This is a genomic window from Microbacterium oleivorans (assembly GCF_013389665.1).
GTDB lineage: Bacteria > Actinomycetota > Actinomycetes > Actinomycetales > Microbacteriaceae > Microbacterium > Microbacterium oleivorans_C.
The window spans coordinates 2,005,352-2,024,530 of sequence record NZ_CP058316.1; the positions used below are offsets into that span (position 1 = coordinate 2,005,352).

Annotated in this window: 20 protein-coding genes; 14 read left to right on the plus strand and 6 right to left on the minus strand. The window is 70.2% G+C overall.

The window, feature by feature from the left end:
* The first annotated feature begins 185 nt into the window (after positions 1-185).
* From HW566_RS09525 to HW566_RS09535, 3 genes are all read left to right on the plus strand, one after another.
* Positions 186-503, plus strand: a complete 318-nt coding sequence (locus HW566_RS09525) for a PadR family transcriptional regulator (RefSeq protein ID WP_178012371.1) — start codon at positions 186-188, stop codon at positions 501-503.
* A 2-nt stretch (positions 504-505) separates the two neighbouring features.
* Positions 506-1,042, plus strand: coding sequence for a PspC domain-containing protein (locus tag HW566_RS09530; protein WP_178012373.1), 537 nt, complete (start codon positions 506-508; stop codon positions 1,040-1,042).
* Positions 1,043-1,142: 100 nt separating this feature from the next.
* Positions 1,143-1,730, plus strand: coding sequence for a dihydrofolate reductase family protein (locus tag HW566_RS09535; protein ID WP_178012374.1), 588 nt, complete (start codon positions 1,143-1,145; stop codon positions 1,728-1,730).
* Positions 1,731-1,848: 118 nt separating this feature from the next.
* Here the strand turns inward: HW566_RS09535 and HW566_RS09540 are convergent, their stop codons facing one another.
* Entirely contained in the window at positions 1,849-2,811 is a 963-nt protein-coding gene (locus HW566_RS09540) for an ATP-grasp domain-containing protein (RefSeq protein WP_178012376.1), read from the minus strand.
* A 141-nt stretch (positions 2,812-2,952) separates the two neighbouring features.
* Between HW566_RS09540 and HW566_RS09545 the strand changes: the two genes are divergently transcribed.
* The 3 genes from HW566_RS09545 to HW566_RS09555 all read left to right on the plus strand — a co-directional run bounded on the left by HW566_RS09545 (position 2,953) and on the right by HW566_RS09555 (position 5,215).
* Positions 2,953-3,984 (plus strand): LLM class flavin-dependent oxidoreductase, encoded by a 1,032-nt coding sequence (locus tag HW566_RS09545; protein WP_178012377.1) that lies wholly within the window; start codon positions 2,953-2,955, stop codon positions 3,982-3,984.
* Between the two features lie 54 nt (positions 3,985-4,038).
* The gene (locus tag HW566_RS09550; protein ID WP_178012379.1) at positions 4,039-4,758 is read left to right on the plus strand and encodes a peptidase E; all 720 of its coding nucleotides are present in this window, start codon (positions 4,039-4,041) and stop codon (positions 4,756-4,758) included.
* Between the two features lie 64 nt (positions 4,759-4,822).
* Complete coding sequence (locus HW566_RS09555) at positions 4,823-5,215, plus strand: DUF2256 and DUF3253 domain-containing protein (RefSeq protein WP_178012381.1); 393 nt, start codon at positions 4,823-4,825, stop codon at positions 5,213-5,215.
* Here HW566_RS09555 and HW566_RS09560 read toward each other — a convergent pair.
* A complete protein-coding gene (locus HW566_RS09560) occupies positions 5,171-6,415 on the minus strand; it encodes an ROK family protein (protein WP_178012383.1) in 1,245 nt (414 codons plus the stop codon). The two genes, HW566_RS09555 and HW566_RS09560, sit on opposite strands and share 45 nt — an antisense overlap.
* A 112-nt stretch (positions 6,416-6,527) precedes the next feature.
* On the opposite strand from HW566_RS09560, the gene HW566_RS09565 reads away from it, so the two are divergent.
* The 4 genes from HW566_RS09565 to HW566_RS09580 all read left to right on the plus strand — a co-directional run bounded on the left by HW566_RS09565 (position 6,528) and on the right by HW566_RS09580 (position 11,429).
* Positions 6,528-7,829, plus strand: a complete 1,302-nt coding sequence (locus HW566_RS09565; RefSeq protein WP_178012385.1) for an ABC transporter substrate-binding protein — start codon at positions 6,528-6,530, stop codon at positions 7,827-7,829.
* Positions 7,826-8,764, plus strand: coding sequence for a carbohydrate ABC transporter permease (locus HW566_RS09570; protein ID WP_178012387.1), 939 nt, complete (start codon positions 7,826-7,828; stop codon positions 8,762-8,764). The genes HW566_RS09565 and HW566_RS09570 overlap by 4 nt, the downstream gene beginning before the upstream one ends.
* Positions 8,764-9,681 carry a carbohydrate ABC transporter permease gene (locus HW566_RS09575; RefSeq protein WP_372955772.1) on the plus strand — a complete coding sequence of 306 codons (918 nt, stop codon included), beginning with the start codon at positions 8,764-8,766 and terminating at the stop codon, positions 9,679-9,681. The genes HW566_RS09570 and HW566_RS09575 overlap by 1 nt, the downstream gene beginning before the upstream one ends.
* Positions 9,682-9,752: 71 nt before the next feature.
* Positions 9,753-11,429 (plus strand): glycoside hydrolase family 13 protein, encoded by a 1,677-nt coding sequence (locus tag HW566_RS09580; protein WP_178012389.1) that lies wholly within the window; start codon positions 9,753-9,755, stop codon positions 11,427-11,429.
* On the opposite strand, the gene HW566_RS09585 is transcribed toward HW566_RS09580, so the two are convergent.
* The 3 genes from HW566_RS09585 to HW566_RS09595 form a co-directional block, all read right to left on the minus strand.
* Complete coding sequence (locus tag HW566_RS09585) at positions 11,336-12,514, minus strand: acetamidase/formamidase family protein (protein WP_178012391.1); 1,179 nt, start codon at positions 12,512-12,514, stop codon at positions 11,336-11,338. The genes HW566_RS09580 and HW566_RS09585 overlap by 94 nt on opposite strands.
* The gene (locus HW566_RS09590) at positions 12,511-13,245 is read right to left on the minus strand and encodes a YoaK family protein (RefSeq protein ID WP_178012393.1); all 735 of its coding nucleotides are present in this window, start codon (positions 13,243-13,245) and stop codon (positions 12,511-12,513) included. Before HW566_RS09590 ends, HW566_RS09585 begins: the two co-directional genes overlap by 4 nt.
* A gap of 81 nt (positions 13,246-13,326) precedes the next feature.
* Positions 13,327-14,031, minus strand: a complete 705-nt coding sequence (locus HW566_RS09595; protein ID WP_178012395.1) for a FadR/GntR family transcriptional regulator — start codon at positions 14,029-14,031, stop codon at positions 13,327-13,329.
* 221 nt (positions 14,032-14,252) lie between these two features.
* Here HW566_RS09595 and HW566_RS09600 point away from each other — a divergent pair, with 221 nt between their 5' ends.
* Genes HW566_RS09600 through HW566_RS09610 form a run of 3 tightly spaced genes read left to right on the plus strand, consistent with a single transcriptional unit; the run spans position 14,253 to position 16,894 of the window.
* Positions 14,253-15,506, plus strand: a complete 1,254-nt coding sequence (locus HW566_RS09600) for a dicarboxylate/amino acid:cation symporter (RefSeq protein ID WP_256728654.1) — start codon at positions 14,253-14,255, stop codon at positions 15,504-15,506.
* Between the two features lie 39 nt (positions 15,507-15,545).
* Complete coding sequence (locus tag HW566_RS09605; protein WP_178012399.1) at positions 15,546-15,944, plus strand: ArsR/SmtB family transcription factor; 399 nt, start codon at positions 15,546-15,548, stop codon at positions 15,942-15,944.
* On the plus strand, positions 15,944-16,894 hold the full coding sequence (locus tag HW566_RS09610) for a cation diffusion facilitator family transporter (RefSeq protein ID WP_178012401.1): 951 nt from the start codon (positions 15,944-15,946) through the stop codon (positions 16,892-16,894). Before HW566_RS09605 ends, HW566_RS09610 begins: the two co-directional genes overlap by 1 nt.
* Before the next feature lie 20 nt (positions 16,895-16,914).
* Here the strand turns inward: HW566_RS09610 and HW566_RS09615 are convergent, their stop codons facing one another.
* Positions 16,915-17,688, minus strand: a complete 774-nt coding sequence (locus HW566_RS09615; RefSeq protein WP_178012402.1) for an EI24 domain-containing protein — start codon at positions 17,686-17,688, stop codon at positions 16,915-16,917.
* Between the two features lie 107 nt (positions 17,689-17,795).
* Here HW566_RS09615 and HW566_RS09620 point away from each other — a divergent pair, with 107 nt between their 5' ends.
* Positions 17,796-19,157: an APC family permease gene (locus tag HW566_RS09620; protein WP_178012404.1), complete on the plus strand. Its 1,362-nt coding sequence runs from the start codon at positions 17,796-17,798 to the stop codon at positions 19,155-19,157.
* The last annotated feature ends 22 nt before the right edge of the window (positions 19,158-19,179 follow it).

The window sequence follows — 19,179 nt, forward strand, 5'->3', positions numbered from 1 at the left end:
GCGTAGGAACCGCATCCGACGTTCCCTATCGCTTGTGCAGAGGGCAGGGCTGCGCTAGCTGTGCGAAGCGGGGACGGTCATGAAGGCGCGGGGATCCGGCGCGTCTCGGTGTCTTTCCCATCAGCGCAAAGCCGTCAGCAAGTGTCTGCCCATCGATAGGTATCGTTTTCTGTTACGGTACCTGCATGGAAGCAAAGTTGATGGCTCTCCGGCGCGGGATGCTCGAACCTGTGGTCCTTGCAACGGTCGAGCATGAACAGCGCTACGCCGGCGAGATCGCCGAGTGTCTCCGGGCGGCAGGCTTCCCCGTGCAGGACGGAACACTGCACCCACTGCTCAACCGACTGCGCCGTGAGGGACTTGTCATCCATGAGTGGCACGAATCCCCGACTGGCCCTCCGCGCAAGTACCTCAAGCTCTCCGAGGATGGCCGTGCTCAGCTCGAGCAGTTTCGGGCCTATTTCCACACCCTCGCATCGATGCTCGACTCGATAGGACGATGACCATGACCGACCTTTCTCTTGCCGGCCACGCTGGCGCGTTCTCGATCACTTCGGAAGCCAAGCAGCTGATCCTCGACTACCTCGCAGGCGTGAGAGAGTCGACGTCCGCCGACGCCGACGGGGACGAGACGGTTCGCGACATCGAGACCGCAATCGGCGACCGCCTCTACGCCGTCCTCAGCGGAGGCGATGAGATCGACGAAGCCGCAGTAGCCGGCATCCTCGACGAATTCGGCCCACTGGACATGCAGAACGGTGTCTCCCATCGCAAGGCCCCCCTGCTGTGTCGCATCGAGGAAGGCAAGCAGATCTCCGGACTCTGCCTCGGTATCGCCACGCGAACCGATCTTCGCGTCGACTGGGTCCGCAGCATCGCCGTCATCTTGGGTCTGTTCACCGGAGGGCTGCTGGTGATCGCGTACCTCGTCGCACTCCTCTTCGCCCCACGCCTGCGAACCGTCGCCGAGTATCAGCACGCAATTCGCGTCGGCAAGCGATCACGCAACGCACCCGGTTCGTCGTTGGCGTCAGGAAGATAGCCGCTTCCGCCGCCGCGACTGCAAACCGAACGCCGCGCAGGTCCGAGCGTTCTGTGTGAGCACCTATCATCTCGTCGAGTTGCGCGCTTATGGTCTCCCCATGGGACGCATCATCGTGGAGCAGATCATCACCGCCGACGGATTCGTGCAGGACGCGGAAGGCGGGATGAAGTTCATGAACGCTGCGCCGATCGACAGCACCGATTCCGACCAGATCCGACTCCTGGAGCACACCGGCGCGATTGTCCTCGGGCGGAAAACCTACGAGATGTTCGTTGAGTACTGGCCGGCGGTCGACCCGGCGGACGAACCCGTTGCAGCGCCGATCAACTCTCTTCCCAAGCATGTCGTGAGCAACACGATCGACGTCGCACCGTGGGGTCCGCATCGCGAAGCGACCGTCCAGCCTGGAGACCCGGTCGCCGCTCTCACCAGGCTGCGGACCGATGTGGACGGGAACGTATTGGTGTGGGGCAGCCTGCAACTCACGGACGCGCTTTTCAACGCAGGGCTCGTCGATGTGCTGCGACTTCGCCAGATCCCGAGTCTCATCGGGGACGGTCGCGGTCCGACCCCTCGGGACCTCCATCAGGCGGTCGTCCACCAGGTGGGTCTTCACGCCGGATCCAATTGGGTCACCACAGAGTACGAACTCACGCCCCACTCCCGGCTAGGCCCGGCGTTCTGAGCGGAAGCAGAATCCGGGCGAGGGCGTGGAGCCGCGACCGGCCGCGGTGGCTGCAGGCCTTCGACCACCTGCGGCCAGGACCCGCTGACGGTGCCTTGCCTCGAACCTCTCGCGCGCCTCAGCCGGCGAGCACGCCCGCCTCGGCACGGAGCAGGCCGCCGAGGAAGCGGGCGATCTCACCCGGACCGGATGCGGGGGCCGCGGCCTCGACATCGGGGTTGTAGTTCGTGTTCGTGTTGAGGTCGTAGGTCACGAGGCGCCCGTCGACCGTCTCGACGAACTCGATCCCGGCGATGCGGATGCCGGCGGCGTGCAGGAACTCGCGGTGCTGAGCCACGAGCGGGTGCTCGGCCGTGACCTCGTCGCGCAGGGCGAACGGCGGGAACGCCGGCTCGACGCCGCCCACGACACCGGGCTCCACGACGCACGCGTCGGCGGGGCAGAGCTCGAAGCTGCCCGCGCTCGTGTCGACCCGCACCGCGTAGACGAACTCGCCCGCGACGTACTCCGCACGCGTGACGAAGGGCTCGCGCGCGAACAGGAACTCCTGGATGAGCGTGATGCCGTCGGGGGATGCCTCGAACTCGGGCCCGTCGACCCAGGCGTCGAACTCGTCGTGGGAATCCCACCGGCGAACCCCGAGCCCCTTGCCGCCCTGGTTGTGCTTGCTGATGAAGGGTGCCGTGAACTCGCGCGCGCGTCGCGTCAGGTCGGCGGTGCCGAACACCGCGCTCGTACGCGGCACCTCGATTCCGCTCGCGCGGAGCGCCGCGTGCTGCGCGACCTTGCTGACCTCGAACTCCAGCACGTGACTGCCGCCGATCACGGTTCGGCCCCATGACTCGAGCCAGCGGAGCACGGCGCGGCCGTACTCCTTCGACTCGGCGTGGTCGCGGGTGTGGGCCGAGGCCGACAGCCGCGACCAGAAGACGCCCTGCGGCGGCTCCGCCGACAGGTCGATCGAGCCGCCCGTGAGCAACCATTGCTCGGCAGGAACGCCCGCGGATTCGAAAGCGGCGGCGAAGGGCGCCCACCACTCCGGGTTCTCGTGGATGACGTACACCTGGGGCGAACTCGACATCCCGCCAGGCTAAACCGACGGAGCGGGGTCGCGGGCCGCATGACGGACCGTGACGCGCTTCGGCCGTCGGGAGGCTACACCGGTACCGGGCGTGTGAGGATCGACGGGATCGACGGACGCTCCCTGGGAAAGGCTGCACGCATGAGATTCGGATACTGGACGCCGACCTACGGCGGCTGGCTGCGCAACGTCGCCGACGAGCAGACGCCCGCGACGTTCGAGCACATCGCCCGCATCGCCCTCGCCGCGGAGGACGGGGGCTTCGACGTCACGCTCGTGCCCGAGCTCAATCTGAACGACATCAAGGGCCACACGGGCCCGGCCCTCGATGCCTGGGCGATCGCGACCGCGACCGCAGCGGTGACCTCGCGGATCGAGATCATGGCCGCGCTACGCCCGAGCTACCACCCCGTCGCGCTCGCCGCGAAGCAGGCGACGACGATCCAGGAGATCGCGCAGGGCCGCTTCACCCTCAACGTCGTGTCGGCGTGGTGGGCCGAGGAGGCGCGCCAGTACGGCATCTCGTTCGCCGACCACGACGACCGTTATGCGCTGACGACCGAGTACGTCGATGTGCTGCGCGGGCTGTGGTCGGAGACCCCGTTCAGTCACGAGGGTCGCCACTTCTCGCTCGAGGGCACCCATCTCGAGCCGAAGCCCTCCACCCAGCCGCTCATCTACGCGGGCGGCGAGAGCGAGGCGGGCCGCGCCGCGATCGCGGGGTTTGCCGACGCCTATGTGACCCACGGCGGCACCGTCGACGAGCTCCGCACGAAGGTCGCCGACATGCGGGCGCGCCGCGAGCGCGCCGGCAAGCCCGCCTTCCGGCACTTCGGCATGGCGGCGTTCGCCATCGTCCGCGACACCGAGGAGGAGGCGCAGGCCGAGCTCGCCCGCATCACCGACGTGCGCTCGGGCGCGGCCTACGAGTCGTACCAGGACTTCGTGACCAAGTCGCAGCTCGACGTCGAGATCAGCCTGCGCGAGTACTCGGTGTCGAATCGCGGCCTGCGCCCCGAGCTCATCGGCACGCCGCAGCAGGTCGCCGACCGCATCCGGCAGTTCCAGGATGTCGGCGTCGACACGCTGCTGCTGCAGTTCTCGCCGGCGCTCGACGAGCTCGAGCGCTTCGCCGAGCAGGTCATCCCGCTCGTGAACGACGTGCGCGGCTGACGACCTCGATGGCGTGCGTGTGCGAGCCTGGAACGCACCGGAGGTGGTGCCGTCATGACCAGGTCACGTACGATCCTCGCCACGTGCGGCGGGTGGAGCCCGGCGCAGTGGGGCGACGTCGAGTTCAGTCCGCTGCAGCGCTACGCGCTCGATCTGACCGGGGTGACGGGGCGGCGGCCGCGCGTGGCGTTCATCAACACCGCGGCGGGGGACCAGCGCGTCGACGAAGGGCGCGAGCTCGCGGCGGCGCAGCAGCTGGGTGTCGATGCCGTGCACATCCGACTCTTCGGGCGCAATCAGCCCGACCTCCGGGAGGCGGTGCTGGCGAGCGACCTCGTCTGGGTCGCCGGCGGCAGCGTCGCCAATCTGCTCGCCGTGTGGCGCGTCCACGGGCTGCCCGAGGTGCTCGCCGCGGCGGCCGACCAGGGAACCGTACTGGCGGGCACGTCGGCCGGCGCGATCTGCTGGCACGTCGGAGGCCCGACCACGACCTTCGGTCCCGTCGCCGTGATCGACGACGCGCTGGGCTTCGTCGATCGTTCCGTGGGCGTGCATTACGACTCGCAGCCCGACCGGCGCCCGGCGCTGCAGCGGGCCGTTGCCGACGGGACTCTGCCGAACGGGTTCGGTCTCGACGAGGGCGCCGCGGTGCTCTATGTGGATGGCGAACCGGTGGAGATGCTGACCGAGGCGCCGGACGGTGCCGTCTGGGCGGTCAAGCGCGACGGCGACGGCGTCACCGAGTCACGCTGCGAGACCCGCCTGCTCGCCTGATCCCACCGCCGGAGCGTCTGTCAACAGCCCGCCGGGCTCCCGCGAACGCGCGCAGACTGGACGTATGTCCCGAGCCGCCGCCGCTGCGACCCCGCTGCCGAAGACCTGCGCATCGTGCGGGCGCGAGATGCAGTGGCGCGCCAAGTGGGCGAAGAACTGGGACGAGGTGCGCTACTGCTCCGACGCCTGCCGCCGCCGCGGCATCCGTCGTGTCGATGCGCAGCTGAGCGAGACGATCCTCGACCTGCTGGGAGCGCGCGCCGCGGGAGCGACGATCTGCCCGTCGGAGGCGGCGCGCAAGGTCGGCGGCGACGAGTGGCGCGACCTCATGGAGCCCGCTCGCCGCGCGGCTCGGCGGCTCGTGGCCGACGGCGAGGTCGAGATCACCCAGCGCGGGGCGGTCGTCGATCCGTCAACGGCGAAGGGGCCGATCCGGATTCGCCGCCGCGCTCGCTGACCGCCCCGCCCAGACGTCCAGCACCGCGTTTCGCGCTGCCTCGGCCGCCCCGGCGACCGCGCCGACGACCACCACGTCGGCGCCGAGGTCCGAGGCCACCAGCTCGGGGGCCGGCAGGTCGAGGTCGGTCGGCAGGAAGCGTCGCGCAGCGGCCACCACCTCCTCGATCCCGGCCGAGATCCCGCCGGAGACGACCACCCGCTGCGGGTCGAACATGCTGCCGAGGACGCTCACGATGCGCGCGAGGGTGAGTCCGACGCGCTCGGCGATGCGCAGGGCATCGGGGTCGCCGCCCGCCGCGAGCTCCAGCACCGTGCGCGCGTCGAGGTCGGCGGGCGCGACGGACGCCAGCGCACTCTGCGGCGCGAGCCCTCCGCCGGTCGCGGCCTCGGCCGCCCACTCGGCCGCACGCACGCCCAGCCCCTCGGCATTGCCCACGCCCTCGACGTGGTCGAACGCCACCATCTCGCCGACACCCCCGTGCCGCCCGCGCAGCAGGTGGCCGTCCACGACCACGCCGGCCCCGAGCCGGGTGCCGGCGAGGAGCGCGATGTAGTCGCGGCATCCCGCGGCGGCGCCCACCGACCCTTCGGCGACGGCCGCGAGGGACGCGTCGTTGTCGATGCGCACGATCGGCGCCCAGGCGAGCGCGTCGACGAGCCCGGGGTTCATCCGTTCCCAGAAACCCGTCGGATGCCGCGGCGATCGACCGGCGGCGTCGACGGGCGCCGGCACCCCGACGCAGACGGCGAGCACCTGCCCGCGGGCGACGCCGGCCTCGGCCAGCGCCTCGTCGATCACGGTCGTGATGCGGACCGCGCGGCCGGCGGCGTCGTCGCCGTCGAGCTCGAGTGTCGCGCGTCGCGTCGCGAGGGCGCGCGATCGCAGATCGGTCACCGTGGCGGTGACGTGGACGTGGCCGGCGTCCACTCCGACGAGCACGGCGGCGTCGTCGCGCAGCGCGAAACGTCGCGCCGGGCGGCCCTTGCGGTAATCGCCCGCGAGGCGGGCATTGGGCAGCTCCTGCAGCAGCCCGAGGTCGACGAGCGCGTCCATCGCGTCGATCGTGGTCGACCGGGTGAGGCCCGTCGCCTCGATGGCGTCGGTGGCGGTGAACTCCCCGGCGTGCCAGGCGAACGCGAGGACCGCGTCGTGGCTTGCGGGGCGCGGCGGGGCCGCCGCCATCGTCGTCGTCGACATCGAGTGTTGACCTTTCTCGTCCGGCCCTGCCATACTGCCGTTCATCAGTTGATTTGGCGAGTAAATTTACTCGGTGGTGTTTCCAGCGCGATGAGGCGATCGGAGGACGCAGGTGTCGGAGAAGACGAGACGGGCGAGGCGGGTGGTCGCGGCGACGGCAGTGGCCGCACTCGCCGGTGCGCTGCTGGTGGGGTGCTCGGCCGACGGCCGCGAGACCATCCGCTTCACGTTCAGCAAACGCGAGGCGCTCACCTTCATGCAGGACACCGTGAGTGACTACAACGCCTCGCAGAACCGCGTTCGCGTCGAGATGGACACGTCGGGAGTGGATGTCGTCTCGGCGAGCTTCGTCCGGGGCAACCCGCCCGACATCATGCTCGCCAACTACAACTACGAGGTCGCCCGATTCGTGCAGCGCTGCGCCCTGATCGACCTCTCCGATACGGCGGCCGCCGCCAGCACGCGCGCGGACCTCGAGCCCCTGATGGACCAGTACGGCACCTGCGACGGTCGCACCAGTGCGCTGCCCTACTCGGTGATGGCCTCGTCGGTCATCTACAACACGGCCGTCTTCGACGAGCTCGGGCTCGAGGTTCCCGAGACATGGAGCGAGCTCATCGCCGTCTGCGACGCGCTCCAGGCCGCGGGGGTCACGCCCTTCTACGGCACCTTCAAGGACGACTGGACGATCGCACAGGGCTGGTACGACTACGCCGTGGGCGGCTCGGTCGACGTGCTCGAGTTCTTCGACCGGCTCGCTTCCGAGGGCGCCGAGGTCGGCCCCGACTCGGACACGTCCTTCGAGAAGGACTTCGCCGAGCCCGCCGACCGCATGCTCGAGCTGACCACGACGTACGTGAACCCCGACGCCGCCAGTCGCGGCTACGGCGACGGCAACCTCGCGTTCGCGAACGGCGAGGCCGCGATGTACCTGCAGGGCCCGTGGGCCTTCAGCGAGATCGCCAAGACCGCGCCCGATCTGCCCCTGGGCACGTTCCCGCTGCCGATGACCGAAGACCCCGACGACCGTGCCGTGCGCGTGAACATGGACCTCGCCGCGATGATCCCCGAGGGGTCGGCGCACCAGGATGCCGCGCGCGACTTCCTCGAGTACCTCTTCCAGCCCGAGATCATCGAGGCCTACAACGCCTCGCAGCTCGGCTTCGCCCCCACGAACGATGCGGCACCGCCGGAGGACCCGCGGATCGCGGGCATGCAGGAGTTCTACGACACCGGGCGCATCTATCAGGGCCCGTCGGTGCTCGTCCCCAAGACCATCCCGGTCATGGCCTACGCCCAGGCGATGGTCTTCGGCGACAGCCCGGCATCCGTGCTCCGGACGATGGACACCGATTGGGCGCGACTGGCCTTCCGCCAGCCCGCGCTGACGACCGAGGCGGAGGCCGCGCGATGACCACGACGAGCACTGCCGCGACGACCAGTCCGACGACGACCATCGTCACCGGGGGCGACCGGCGCGCGCGTCGCAGCTCACGCCGCGTCGAGCCGATCTACTACCTCTTCCTGCTGCCGAGCCTCGTGCTGTTCACGCTCGCGATCACGGTGCCGGGTCTCATCGGCATCTTCTTCAGCCTGACCGACTCGATCGGCATCGGAGAATGGCGCTTCATCGGGCTGACGAACTACATCGCGCTGTTCAGTGACCCGGCGATCCTGCAGAGCTACCTGTTCACCGCGGGGTTCGCGATCGCGACGGTCGTCGTCGTGAACGTGATCGCCTTCCTGCTCGCGGTGGGGCTGACCTCGCGCATCCGCTTCAAGACCGGGCTGCGTACGATCTTCGTCATCCCCATGGTGATCTCGGGCATCATCATCGCCTACGTCTTCAACTTCCTCTTCTCGAACTCGCTGCCCGAGGCGGGCACGGCGCTGGGGCTGCCGTGGCTGCAGACCAGCCTGCTCGCCAACCCCGACCTCGCGTGGATCGCGATCGTGATCGTGACCGCGTGGCAGGCCATCCCGGGAACGCTGCTGATCTACATCGCCGGACTCCTCTCGGTGCCGGGCGACGTCTACGAGGCGGCCGACCTCGACGGTGCGACGAAGACGCAGCAGTTGCTGCGCATCACCGTCCCTCTCGTCGCGGGATACGTCGTGATCAACGTCATCCTCGGGTTCAAGGGCTTCCTCAACGCCTACGACATCATCGTCGGGCTCACCAACGGGGGCCCGGGAACGGCGACCCGCAGCGTCGCGATGACGATCATCGCGGGCTTCAACGGCGGCGACTACGCGTACCAGATGGCCAACGCGACCGTCTTCTTCGTCGTCGCCGTGCTCATCTCGCTCCTCCAGCTCTCGCTCACGCGCGGAAGGAACTCGTTCTGATGTCCACCTCTCAGCCCGCGCTCGCCTTCGAGCAGGCGGACGCCGTCACCGTCGACGCGCGCCGCTCGGCGCCGCGCCCCCGGCGCCGAGGAATGACCGAACGCGTCAGCTGGTCGGGCACGGTCATCCTCGTGCTCTGCGCCGTCACGGTGCTGCTGCCGCTCTACGTCACCGTCTCGATGGCGTTCAAGACGACCGCGCAGGCCGTCGACGGCAACGCCTTCTCGCTGCCGGCGCCCTTCAGCATCGACGGGTTCGTCCAAGCATGGAACCTCACGCGGTTCCCGGTGGGGGCGGGGATCTCATTCTTCGTGACCGCCGGAACGGTGATCGCGACGATCATCCTCGCCGCCTTCGCGTCGTACGCGATCGTGCGCAACTGGGACCGGCGGCTGTTCCGGTACTCGTTCTTCTACCTGCTCGCGGCGATGTTCATCCCGTTCCCCGTCGTGGCGCTGCCCCAGATCCAGCTCACCGGACGTCTCGGGCTCGACAACCCGGTCGGCGTCGTGCTGCTGGCGACGATGTTCCAGCTGAGCTTCAGCGTGCTGCTGTTCACCGCGTTCCTGCGCTCGATCCCGATCGAGCTCGAGGAGAGCGCCCGCATCGACGGCGCGTCGACGTGGCAGACGTTCTGGCGGCTGATCTTCCCGCTCCTCGCGCCGATGAGCGCGACGGTGGGCATCTTCGCCTTCCTCTACGCCTGGAACGACTTCATGCTGCCGTCGCTGATCATCTCCGACCCGGCCATGCAGACGCTCCCGGTTCGGCAGAACCTGTTCCAGACCCAGTTCAGCAACAACTACAACGTCTCGTTCGCGTCCTATCTCATGGCCATGGCGCCCGCGATCCTCGCCTACTTGTTCACTCAGCGCTGGGTGATGGAAGGTGTCACCCAGGGGGCCGTCAAGGGCTGACCCGCCGCCACCCGCCGCCACCCGCCGTCCCCGAGAAGCACCACGACCGAACGACCGAAAGGAACAACCCTGTGACCTCCCCGCTCGACCTCGTCCACGACGCCGGCCCCGGTGAACAGACCGCCCCGTGGTGGCGGCAAGGCGTGGTGTATCAGATCTATCCCCGCAGCTTCGCGGATGCGAACGGCGACGGCCTGGGCGACCTGCCCGGCATCACCGCTCGCGTCGACTACCTCGCCGAGCTGGGGGTGGATGCCGTGTGGCTGAGCCCGTTCTATCCCTCGGAGCTCGCCGACGGCGGGTACGACGTGGCCGACTACCGCGACGTCGACCCGCGGCTGGGCACGCTCGAGGACTTCGACGCCATGCTCGCGGCGCTGCACGCGAACGGCATCAAGGTCGTCGTCGACATCGTGCCGAACCACACCTCCGACCAGCACGTCTGGTTCCGGGAGGCGCTCGAGGCCGGGCGCGGTTCGGCCGCGCGGGAGCGCTACATCTTCCGCGAGGGATCGGGTCCGGACGGTGCCGAGCCGCCCACCGACTGGCGGTCGCTGTTCGGCGGGTCGGCCTGGGAACGGGTCGCCGACGGCCAGTGGTACCTGCACAACTTCGCGCGGGAGCAGCCCGACCTCAACTGGGATCACCCCGATGTGCACGCCGACTTCGTCGAGACGCTGCGGTTCTGGTCGGACCGCGGGGTCGACGGCTTCCGCATCGACGTCGCCCACATGCTGACGAAGGACCTGTCCGAGCCGCTGCCCTCCCGCGCCGAGCTCGAGCGGATCCCGCGGGATGGCAACCACCCGCTGGTCGACCGCGACGACGTGCACGAGGTGTACGCCGAGTGGCGTGCGGTGTTCGACTCGTACGATCCGCCGCGCACGGCCGTGGCCGAGGCGTGGGTGGATCCGTCGCGCATCCACCTGTACGCGCGCCCCGAGAGCCTCGGGCAGGCGTTCAACTTCGACCTGCTGGAGGCCGACTTCGCCGCTGCGGCCTTCCGCCGCATCATCGCCGACAACCTCGCTCTCGCGACGCAGTCGGGCTCGTCGAGCACCTGGGTGCTCTCGAACCACGACGTCGTCCGTCACGCCACGCGCTACGGACTGCGGGTGCCCACGGCCGACACCGCCCTGCCGACGCGTCACGGCGGGCAGTGGCTCGTCGACGGCGGCGACGAGGCGGGGCTCGACCGCGACCGCGGGCTGCGCCGCGCGACCGCCGCCACGATGTTCATCCTGGGGCTGCCCGGCTCGACGTACGTCTACCAGGGCGAAGAGCTCGGCCTGCACGAGGTGGCCGACATCGCGGCATCCGAGCGTCAGGACCCGACCTTCTTCCGAACCGAGGGCGCCGAGGTGGGCCGTGACGGATGCCGCGTACCGCTGCCCTGGACCGCGGGCGGGGACTCGTTCGGCTTCGGTCCGGCAGGCGCGCACCTGCCGCAGCCGGCGTGCTTCTCGGAGAATGCCGTGGAGGTGGAGGACACCGACCCGCGCTCCACCCTCAACCTGTATCGCGAGGCGCTGCGCCTGCGTCACCTCTTCCAGGCCGCTGAGGGGCTGCGGTGGATCGACACCGGGCGCGACGACGTCCTGCACTTCGCGCGCCCGAACGGATGGCAGGTCGTCACGACGTTCGGCGACGCGTCCTACGCGCTGCCGGTGGGCGAGGTGGCGTTGTCGACGCGGCCGGTGTCGGAGGGGATGCTGCCGGGGGAGGCGACGGCCTGGATCGCGCCGTAGCCGCGCTGAGGCACCCGGTCGAAGTCGGACTCGCGGATGCGGGCGTGGACGCCGCACACGATGTCGACCACCTGTGAGATGTCGAAGTCGGTCGCCGCGCTGAGGTAGGCGTAGGCGAGGTGCTCGTCCATGCCCCAGCGTGCGGCGATCAGGTCGATCGCCGCACGCACGCATCTGCGCATCGCCTCGGCGAGGTCGATGTCGAGGCCGGTCGGCACCAGGAACTCCTCGGTGCGGACGAGCGGGCCAGCCAGCTCGCCGAACTCGCTCAGAGCCTCCGAGCGCGGGATGACGTCGAATCGGAGTGTCGCCCGGAGCGACGCCTCGAGGGCGGTGAGAGCCACCTCGCCGTCGCCCTGGGCGAAGTGGGGGTCACCGACGTATGCGAGGGCGCCGGGTGCCTGGACCGGCAGGTAGAGGCTCGTGCCCTCGACGAGAAGGTTGATGTCGAGGTTGCCCCCGTGCGCGCCCGGCGGGACCGAATGCGGACGCTCGTCCCCCGCGACGGCCACCCCAATCGTGCCGAGGAAGGGCCGCAGCGGGAACTCGACGACCCGGTCCCCGTCGTCGGTGAGCGGAAGGGTGCCCACCTCACCCGACGCCCGCTGCTCGACCGGCGTGAAGACGCTCACCGTCGTGCCGCTGCGCGGGAGGACGCCCACCAGCGCGCCCTTCCCGTGCCGGTTCGAGATGACGCCGTACGGCACGCGGGGCACGAGTTTCTCGACGGTGATCTTCAGGAGGTCGCCGGGGAGTGCGCCCTCCACGTGGATCGGCCCGGTGACCACGTGGGGCCCGTCGGCGGCGGGGTCGCGCGACAGCTGCGCGGCGATCGCGACCGCATCCTCGAGCACGTCGTCCGCGCCGACCCCGTGGCTGCCGAAGAAGGCGCGCGGGTCCTTGCCCTGATCCTCGAGGATGCCCTCGTGGCTGACGGTGTCGATCGTCACGCTCGCGCCGGAGGCGATGGTCAGCACGGGCGCGTCGGCTGCGCACGGCAGGCGTCCCCACAGCACGGTGTCCGGTCGGGCCGGCAGGTAGTGGTCACCGGGGAGGTCGCCGACGCCCGGCTGCAGCACGCTCACACGACCACCGGCTCGCGTCGAGCGGGGGTGAACAGCCGGGCGTGGCCGAGCACGACGACGGCGACGGTGAGGGCGGCCGACAGGAGGAGCGGAACACCCGGCCCGAACGGCAGCAGCAGGGTGCCGACGAGCGCGCCGAGGAACAGGACGACGATGGCGCCGAGCCGCCGGTTCCACACCCCGCGGACGCCGTCGTCGACGAGCGACTCGCTCGCGAGGGAGGTGAGGGTCGAGGTCACCACGACGGTGGTCATGTCGGCGACCGCGACGCTCCGCGCGACCGCTGCCTGCAGGCCCATCGCCGCCGCGGTGAGGGTCGAGGCGGTGAGGACGACGGCCTCGGTGTCGCGCGCCTCGGGGAAGAGGAGCGCGACGCCCAGCCCCGCCAGGACGACCGCGCCCGCCGTCAGCAGGCCCGAGACCGCGCCGCCCCACTCCTTGCGGCGGGACTTCAGGAACAGCCCGGCGGCGAAGGCCGCGACGGTGAAGGCGGCCAGCGCGATGGCCGGCCCGAGCACCGGGAGGTCGTCGCCGCCGGCGACGGCCATCCCCAGGATGACGATGTTCCCCGTCATGTTGCCGACGAAGACGCGGTCGAGGGCGAGGTACCCGACGGCATCGACCAGACCCGTCACGAAGGTCAGGAGCATGAGCGCAAGAAGGGCGGTTCGGCGCTCGGCCGGCGCCAGGTGGCGTCGTCCGGGTGCCCGGGTCGAGCGATCGCGTCGCATAGGAGGCCTCTCGTCGCGACCCCCCACGGGCCGGTTCGACACGAGAGTAGCGGATGACGTGCGATTGGTCCTACCGGAGCGTCATCCGGTCCGCTCCGCGAGATCGCGGATCTCGGCCAGATGGATGCGCATGGCGTACTCCGCCGCGTCCGGATCACGCGCGACGAGGGCTGCGAGGATGCGGGCGTGGCCCTCGTGCGACAGGCGGCGGCCGTCGGCGTCGAGGTGCGAGTACAGGCGCGCCGCGACCGTCCACGATGCCGTCAGCTCACCGAGCGCAGCCAGCAGCGGATTGCCGGTCGCCTGGGCGACCGCGGTGTGGAAGGCGATGTCGAGGGTGGCCGAGCCCTCCGGATCGCTCTCGCTCCCGGAGTCGAGAAGGGCGCGGAGCGCGTCGAGCTGAGCCCGGTCGACCCGATCGGCGGCGAGCCGCACCAGTTGCGGCTCGATCACCGCCCGGAACTCGACGGCGTTGCGGAACTCGGCCGCGACGTCGTTCATCCGCTCCGTCAGGGCGGCCGCGAGCGGCACCGTGCGGGCCACCCGGTTGGCGCTTCCCTGTCGTCGTTCGACGAGTCCGCGCCCGGCGAGGCGGGTGAGTGCCTCGCGAAGTGCGTTGCGCGAGACGCCGAGCGTCTCGGCGAGCACGCGCTCGGGCGGCAGCGCCGCACCGAGCGAGAGTTCTCCCGAGACGATGAGGCGCTCGACGTACCGGGCGATGTCGTCGGCGACGAGTCCGTGCGTGCGGGGGAGGGGGCCGAGGCCCGCTCCGGTGGTGTCGGTCACGACGGGTTGCTCCTCATCTCGCGGTCCGCCGGCTCAGTCTGGCACGGACGCGCGTCCGTGCCGCCGGATCCGGCGCACGCGCACCGCGCGTTCCGTTGAGATTCCGAACGTGTAAAACACTCGTTACGGTCCTACCAATCATGGCGTCCGGCTGCGGGCAGGCGCCTAGCGTCGGTGGCACATCGGTCCGGTGGGCGGGGCGTGAGGGAGGGTGGAGCACCGTGAAGAGAGCAGCGAAGAACCCGGCGGTGCAGATCGGTCTCGCGGCCGTCCTGGGGATCGTCTTCGGTCTCGTCCTGGGCGACGCGGCCGCAAACCTGGCCTTCGTCGGCGACATCTTCATCCGCCTCATCCAGATGGCCATCGTGCCGCTCGTGATGTCGTCGATCATCGTCGCCACCGGGTCGCTCCGCGGCTCGGGGATGGGCCGCCTGGCCACCCGCACCTTCGCATGGATGCTGGGCTTCGCGGCCGTCTCCGCCGTGGTCGCATGGATCATCGGCTCGCTCGTGCAGCCGGGTGCGGGCGTCGACTTCTCGGGCGCCGTCGACCCGGCCCTCGAGGATGCCGCGGGCGAAGCCGCCGGGTGGCAGGAGACCGTCGTCGGCTTCGTCTCGACCAACGTCTTCGAGGCGATGTCGGGCGCCGCCATGGTCCCGATCATCGTGTTCTCACTGTTGTTCGGCGCAGCACTCAACGTGTACGTCACGACGAGCGGCAACCGCCTGGTGCTGGACTTCTTCGATCAGATCCAGCAGGTGGTGCTGACGATGATCCGGTTCGTCATGGTGATCGCGCCGATCGGCGTCTTCTGCCTGCTGGCCGATCTCGCGGGGACCGTCGGGTTCGGCGTCGTGCTGGGCGCTCTCGGCTACCTGGGGTCGACCCTGCTGGGGGTGCTGATCCTCCTCGCGCTGTTCGTCGGGGTGGTGTGGGCGCGCACGCGCGTCAACATCGGCCTGCTTCCCGCCAAGCTCGCGCAGCAGACGATGATCGCGGTCACGACGACGAGCTCGGCGGTGACCTACCCGACCGTGCTGAAGACCGCGATCGAGCGGGTCGGGGTCGCTCGCCCCGTCGCGAACTTCACCCTCTCGGTGGGCCTGACGATGGGCTCGTATGGGGCGGTGCTCAACTACATGCTCGTCGTCCTGTTCCTCGCGCAGTCCGGCGGACTCGACCTCGACCCGGGCACCATCGTGCTCGGCATGGCGTTGGCCGTGCTCCTGAACATGGGCACGATCACGGTGCCCGGCGGCTTCCCGGTCGTGGCGACCTTCCTGGCGACATCGCTCGGGCTGCCGCTCGAGGCGGTGGGCCTCCTCATCGCCGTCGATTGGTTCGCGGGGGTGTTCCGCACCTTCCTCAACGTCAACGGCGACACCTTCGTCGCCATGCTCGTCGCGGACGCCGGCGGCGACCTCGATCGCGACGTCTACGCGGGGCGGACTTCCACCTCGGTGGTCACCGCCTGACCCTGGCGTAAGGCGCCCATAGGGCGATATCATCGCCGTATGACGATTGATGCGGTCGAGGCGACGCGTGAACCGGTCGAGCTCGATGCCCGGGCGACCGAGATCTACGCGCATCTCTTCCAGGCACTCGCCGATCCCACACGGCTGGCCGTGCTGCAGCACCTCTCGTACGGCGAGCACCGCGTCCGCGATCTCGTCGACCACGTCGGGCTCGCGCAGTCGACGGTCAGCAAGCACGTCGCGTTCCTGCTCGAGTGCGGGCTGGTCACCGTGCGTCCCGAGGGGCGGGCATCCTGGTACGCGCTGGCCGAGCCCGACGCGACCGCCGTGCTCATCACCGCCGCCGAGAGCCTTCTTCACGCGACCGGCACGCGCGCGACGCTCTGCTCCCACCTGCGGCGACCGCGTCCGGTCGCCGACGCCGTGGTGGCCGGCTGATGGGTGCCGGGCACGCGCACGGGCCCACGGGGGGCGCGCACGGCGACGCCGGTGGAGCCGCGGACTTCCGGGCGAAGCTGTGGATCGCGTTCGGGATCACGGCTGCGATCGTGGTGGCGCAGGCGATCGGCTCGGTGGTCACGGGCAGCCTCGCGCTCCTGACCGACACCGCTCATGCGCTCGCCGACGCGTCGGGGCTGCTGGTCGCCCTGGTCGCGGCGACGCTCATGATGCGGCCGGCGAACGCGCGCCGGACCTGGGGCTTCCGTCGCATCGAGGTGATCGCCGCGTTCGGCCAGGCGGCGCTTCTGCTCGTCGTCGGCGTCTACGCGGTCGTCGAGGGCATCCGCCGTCTCGCCGAAGCGCCCGAGGTGCCCGCGTTCGAGCTGCTGGTCTTCGGCGTCTTCGGACTGGTGGCGAACATCATCGCGATCGCGGTGCTCTCCTCCAGTCGGGGAGCGAACTTCAACATGCGCGCCGCCTTCCTCGAGGTGCTGAACGATGCGCTCGGCTCGGTGGGTGTCATCGTCGCCGCCATCGTCATCGCGACCACGGGCTTCGCCCAGGCGGATGCCGTCGCGGGTCTGTTCATCGCGGCGCTGATCCTGCCCCGCGCCGTCAGGCTCCTGCGCGAGACCGCGTCGGTGCTGATGGAGTTCACCCCTCGCGGGCTCGATCTCGACGAGGTGCGCGATCACATCATGCGGCTGGACCACGTCACCGACGTGCATGACCTGCATGCCTCGACCGTGGCGACGGGACTGCCCACGATCACCGCCCACGTCGTGGTGGAGGACCGGTGCTTCTCGGACGGACACGCCGCCGAGGTGCTGCAGGAGGTGCGCTCGTGCGTGGCCGAGCACTTCGAGGTCTCGGTCCTGCACTCGACGTTCCAGATCGAGAACGGCCGGATCCGCGACGAGGAGCCGCCCTCGGTCCGCCACGCCTGACCGGCACGACGCCCAGCCGCTCAGGCGGCGACATCCTCCACGAGGGACCGGACCAGCCGGGTGGAGCCGGCGACGGCGGCCGGCATCGTCGCGACCGCGCCGAGCGGCACGAGGAAGCACAGCTGCGTCGCGACTCCGAAGCCGAGGAAGCGCGCGCGGTGGGCGCGTCGCAGACGACGGCGATCACCGGGTCCCACGCCGCGGGCGACGAGGGCGCGCGAGGTCAGCTCGTCGGCGAGCAGCCAGCCGGTGAGGGCGACGGCGGTGACCGAGCCCAGCACGCCGCCGACGACCGGCACGAGCCCGAGGAGGGCGGCGGCCAGCGCCGCGAGGAGTCCCCGGGCGATGAGCCCGGCCGCGTCGAGCACCGACCGCCAGAACCCGCCGCCGCCCTCGGGCACCGCTCCGCCGGCGTCGGCTTCGACGGCGCGCCAGATGCGGTCGTAGAAGGGCTCGCCGACCATGAGGGTCAGCGCCGTGAACGACACCGCGACCACCACGATGGCTGCGCCGAGCAGAGCGGTGCCGGCGGCCACGCGCACGATGCCGGCCCACAGCCCCGGCCAGCCGTCGGCGAACGGCGTGATCGCGTCGACGATGCCGGGCAGCGCCGCGCCGAGCGCGATGAGCCCCGCGAGCAGCACGGTCGCCACGATGGCGGCCGGGATCAGGCCCGACGCCATCACTCCGGGGCGACGCGACCAGAACGCGAAACCGTGTGCGAGGTCGCGGGCGCCGATCAGGAACGACCGCGGTGCGCTCGACGGGGTCCTCGGGGCTGCGGCATCCGGCATGGTCTCATCCTGCCCGCCGCGGACCGTCGGCGCCGCATCCCAAATCACAGATCACCTCCTCGCGCCAGGGGTTGTCGAGATCGGGGACGTGCCGCTGGAGTATTGCGATGACCAACGACACCAGTGCGCCGATCGCGGACGAGCGGCCCGGGCTGAAGCGGGCCATCGGGACCCCCCTCCTGTTCGCCTTCATCGTGGGCGACACCCTCGGCGCGGGCATCTACACGCTCGTGGGAACGATGGCCACCGACGTCGGCGGAGTGATCTGGCTGCCGCTGCTGATCGCGCTCGTCGTCGCGCTGCTGACCGCCGGCACGTACGCCGAGCTGATCACGAAGTACCCCCACGCCGGAGGTGCGGCGCGCTACGTCGACCGGGCGTTCGGCAAGCCCTTCCTGTCGTTCATCGTCGGCTTCCTCATGATGGCCTCGGGCATCACGACGGCCGCCGCGCTGGCCAACGCGTTCGCCGGCGACTACTTCGCGGCGCTGTTCGACATCCCGCCCATCCCGGTCGCGATCGCGTTCATCGCCGTGCTGACGCTCATCAACCTGCGCGGCGTCCGCGAGTCGCTCGCGACGAACTTCGTCGCCTCGGTCATCGAGGTCACGGGCCTCGTCATCGTGATCTTCGTCGCGGCCATGGTCTTCGCGGGCGGTGGCGGGGAGCCGGCCCGCATCTTCGAGTTCGCTCCCGACGTGCCGCCGCTTCAGGGAGCGTTCGCCGCGTCCATCGTCGCGTTCTTCTCGTTCCTCGGATTCGAAGCGGCGGCCAACATGGCCGAAGAGGTCAAGGACCCCTCGAAGTCGTACCCCCGGGCCTTGTTCGGCGCGATCACGACGGCCGCCGTGGTCTACCTGCTCATCGCGATCGGCGCCGTCATCGTGGTTCCGCCGGCCGAGCTCGCCGAGTCGACCGGGCCGCTCCTCGACGTCGTCACCGCGAGCGGCGTGGCGATCCCGCCGTGGCTGTTCAGCCTCATCGCACTCGTCGCGATCGCCAACGGTGCGCTGCTGTTCATGGTGATGGCCAGCCGGGTCGGCTACGGCTTGGCCGAGTCTGAGCTGCTTCCGAGCGCCTTCGGCCGTGTGCTGCCCAAGCGCCGCACGCCGTGGGTGTCGATCCTCGTCGTCGCCGGCGCGACGATGCTGCTGACGGTGCTCGGCGACATCGGGACGCTGGCCGAGACGACGGTGCTGCTGCTGCTGCTCGTGTTCCTCTCGGCGAACGTGAGCGTGCTCGTGCTGAAGAAGGACAAGGTCGAGCACAAGCACTTCTCGGTCCCGCGCGTGGTGCCCGTGCTCGCGATCATCGCGAGCATCGTGCTGTTGACGCAGCAGACCGGGCCCGTCTGGCTCGGTACCGCCGGGTACATCGTGGCCGGCACGATCCTGTTCTTCGTCGCGCGCGCCGGTCGTCGTCGCACCGATCGCAAGGATGCCGCCGCATCATCGCCCGCGAGCGAGTAGTCCGCCCTCGGCGCGGCCGACC

Coding starts and splice junctions, on each gene's coding strand:
- HW566_RS09575 (WP_372955772.1), top strand. CDS start 8,764: ATGTCCACCTCTCAGCCCGCGCTCGCCTTCGAGCAGGCGGACGCCGTC.
- HW566_RS09540 (WP_178012376.1), bottom strand. CDS start 2,811: ATGTCGAGTTCGCCCCAGGTGTACGTCATCCACGAGAACCCGGAGTGG.
- HW566_RS09555 (WP_178012381.1), top strand. CDS start 4,823: ATGTCCCGAGCCGCCGCCGCTGCGACCCCGCTGCCGAAGACCTGCGCA.
- HW566_RS09620 (WP_178012404.1), top strand. CDS start 17,796: ATGACCAACGACACCAGTGCGCCGATCGCGGACGAGCGGCCCGGGCTG.
- HW566_RS09535 (WP_178012374.1), top strand. CDS start 1,143: ATGGGACGCATCATCGTGGAGCAGATCATCACCGCCGACGGATTCGTG.
- HW566_RS09570 (WP_178012387.1), top strand. CDS start 7,826: ATGACCACGACGAGCACTGCCGCGACGACCAGTCCGACGACGACCATC.
- HW566_RS09590 (WP_178012393.1), bottom strand. CDS start 13,245: ATGCGACGCGATCGCTCGACCCGGGCACCCGGACGACGCCACCTGGCG.
- HW566_RS09530 (WP_178012373.1), top strand. CDS start 506: ATGACCGACCTTTCTCTTGCCGGCCACGCTGGCGCGTTCTCGATCACT.
- HW566_RS09560 (WP_178012383.1), bottom strand. CDS start 6,415: ATGTCGACGACGACGATGGCGGCGGCCCCGCCGCGCCCCGCAAGCCAC.
- HW566_RS09525 (WP_178012371.1), top strand. CDS start 186: ATGGAAGCAAAGTTGATGGCTCTCCGGCGCGGGATGCTCGAACCTGTG.
- HW566_RS09545 (WP_178012377.1), top strand. CDS start 2,953: ATGAGATTCGGATACTGGACGCCGACCTACGGCGGCTGGCTGCGCAAC.
- HW566_RS09610 (WP_178012401.1), top strand. CDS start 15,944: ATGGGTGCCGGGCACGCGCACGGGCCCACGGGGGGCGCGCACGGCGAC.
- HW566_RS09550 (WP_178012379.1), top strand. CDS start 4,039: ATGACCAGGTCACGTACGATCCTCGCCACGTGCGGCGGGTGGAGCCCG.
- HW566_RS09605 (WP_178012399.1), top strand. CDS start 15,546: ATGACGATTGATGCGGTCGAGGCGACGCGTGAACCGGTCGAGCTCGAT.
- HW566_RS09615 (WP_178012402.1), bottom strand. CDS start 17,688: ATGCCGGATGCCGCAGCCCCGAGGACCCCGTCGAGCGCACCGCGGTCG.